We start from the raw sequence: 2377 nt of genomic DNA, 5'->3' as shown, positions 1-2377 counted from the left end.
GGTTCCGCAGGTGCTGGATTTCTACATGGGGAAGAACACGCCGGAGAGGCGGGAGTATATAATGAAGAACTTGATTGAGGACGCGGGGTGAAAAACCGGAAACTATATATTTTTATGGCAGTTTTAACAATTTTTGCCATTAGCGCCGGATTTGTTTCCTGTGCCGATGAGCCCGAAAATAAAAATGATACGGGAAATGACCCCGAAAATGAATCGGAAAATCTTATTTTTTCCGATGATTTTGACGGAACGGAACTTAACAAAAAAAACTGGGATCTTTGCCCTGAATGGGACAGGCAGGGGCGCAGTACGTGGAAAGATGATATGGTCTCGGTAAGCGGAGGAAATTTACACCTTAAATTCAAGCGCGACGCGGTGCTGGGCGCTTCAAAATCGACAGATAAAACAATTGCCGACAACTGGATTCGCGCCGGAGGAGTAAGAACCCGCAAGAAAAACGATTCCATAATATTTCAAAACAGTTACGGCTATTACGAAGCAAGGATAAAATTTCCCGTAGTATCGGGAACATGGGGCGCTTTTTGGCTGATGGGTACGACGGTGGGCAATGTCGGTAACGGGGAAAAGACGGGACGGAAATCGATATAGTTGAAACAATCCGCAACCAGAACGGGGAGTATAACGCCGCCCTGCACTGGGACGGTTACGGCGCCGATCACAAAAGCGTCGGCAGCGACGGCAAGAACAAACCAGTGGACATTTACGACGGCGAATTCCATGTCTTTGCGCTTGATTGGTCGCCTTCGGAATATGTGTTTTATGTAGACGGCATGGAATTTTGGCGCGTTGACGGCGGCGTAAATTTTCAAAATGTAGGTATTAACGAAAAACCTAATTACATCAAACTGACGACGGAAAGCGCCGTTTGGGCGGGGGATATTCCGAACGGCTTTACCGAAGATGAAATGCTTGTAGATTATGTAAGAGTTTACAAAAATAGGCCTTCTGATTAAATAAAGTTAATTTTCACTCTTTTATAGTTATTGACCCATTTATCACACTGTTATAAAGTAAAGTATGGCATTCATAAAACCCCTGTTCGACCGCAATTTCCTAGAATACGCCTCCTATGTAATAAAAGACAGGGCAATCCCCGATCTTGAGGACGGCCTAAAACCCGTACAGCGGCGTATCATGCACACCCTCTTCGAGAAAGACGACGGCAAATTCCATAAAGTCGCCAATATAGTGGGTGAGTGCATGAAGTTCCACCCGCACGGCGAAGCTTCAATTTACCCCGCGCTGGTGGTGCTGGCAAATAAAGAGCTTTTTATCGACAGGCAGGGGAACTTCGGCAACCTTTACACGGGCGACGAAGCCTCCGCGCCGCGCTATATCGAATGTCGCGTAACGCCGCTTGCCAAAGACGTATTTTATAACCCGAAACTTACCCAGTGGGCGGAATCCTACGACGGCAGAAACCGCGAACCCGTGCTTTTCCCCGCGAAAATTCCCGTGGTGCTTATCATGGGGGTGGAAGGGATTGCCGTCGGAATGTCCACGAAAATTCTGCCGCACAACGTAATCGAGGTACTGGAAGCGGAAATCGCCTGCCTTACCGGGAAAAAGTTTGAACTTTACCCCGATTTTCCGACGGGCGGCTATGTTGATATTTCCGAATACCACGGAGGGAACGGCAAGGTTCTGGTGCGCGCGAAATTGGACACTTCCGACCCGAAGCGCATTCTTATTACCGAGCTTCCCTTCGGCTCTACCACCGAAAGCATCATTAACAGCATCGACAGCGCGGCGAGGGCGGGTAGGATTAAAATACTCGGTATTAACGATTTTACTACCGACAAGGTTGAGATCGAAATTAAACTCGCGCGCGGCGTTTACGCGCAGGAAACGATAGACGCGCTTTTCGCGTTTACCGAGTGCGAACAATCGATTTCCGTGAACCTTCTTGTGATTAAAGACGGGCTTCCCGCCGTTATGACCGTAAACGAAGTAATTAAACATCACGCGAAACAGCTTGTAAAAATTCTTACAAAAGAGCTTGAACTTGAAAAAAAGGAACTTCTGGACAAATTGCACCTTCGCACTCTGGAAAGAATTTTCATAGAAGAGCGCATTTACAAGGGCATCGAAAAAATGAAGACGGCGAAGGGCGTTCAGGACGCGGTCGTCGCGGGCTTTAAGCCGTTCTTAAAAGAAGTGGGGTCGCGCGGCATTTCGGATGACGATGTCGAACACCTTTTACGGATTCCAATCCGCAGGATTTCACTGTACGACATAAACAAGGCGAAAGACGAAATGGAGCAGATACAGGCGCGTATCAAAGAAATAAACAGCCCCCTTAAAAATATAACCGCCTATTCGGTCGCCTGGCTTAAAGGCATTATAGCGAAAATAA

The 2377-nt window shown here is 47.5% G+C and carries 3 protein-coding genes; all 3 read left to right on the top strand.

Annotation, left to right across the window (positions count from 1 at the left end):
• Positions 1-114 precede the first annotated feature (114 nt).
• Positions 115-609, top strand: a complete 495-nt coding sequence (locus ACYVTD_RS11670; RefSeq protein ID WP_461247939.1) for a glycoside hydrolase family 16 protein — start codon at positions 115-117, stop codon at positions 607-609.
• Complete coding sequence (locus ACYVTD_RS11665) at positions 600-974, top strand: glycoside hydrolase family 16 protein (RefSeq protein ID WP_461247940.1); 375 nt, start codon at positions 600-602, stop codon at positions 972-974. Before ACYVTD_RS11670 ends, ACYVTD_RS11665 begins: the two co-directional genes overlap by 10 nt.
• 64 nt (positions 975-1038) lie before the next feature.
• Positions 1039-2377 (top strand): DNA topoisomerase IV subunit A (locus ACYVTD_RS11660; protein WP_461247938.1); only part of this gene is annotated, 1339 nt, incomplete at its 3' end.

Source organism: Treponema sp. R6D11 (assembly GCF_054786075.1).
Note: the sequence above shows the minus strand (reverse complement) of the source record. Positions and strands in the feature narration are given on the sequence as shown.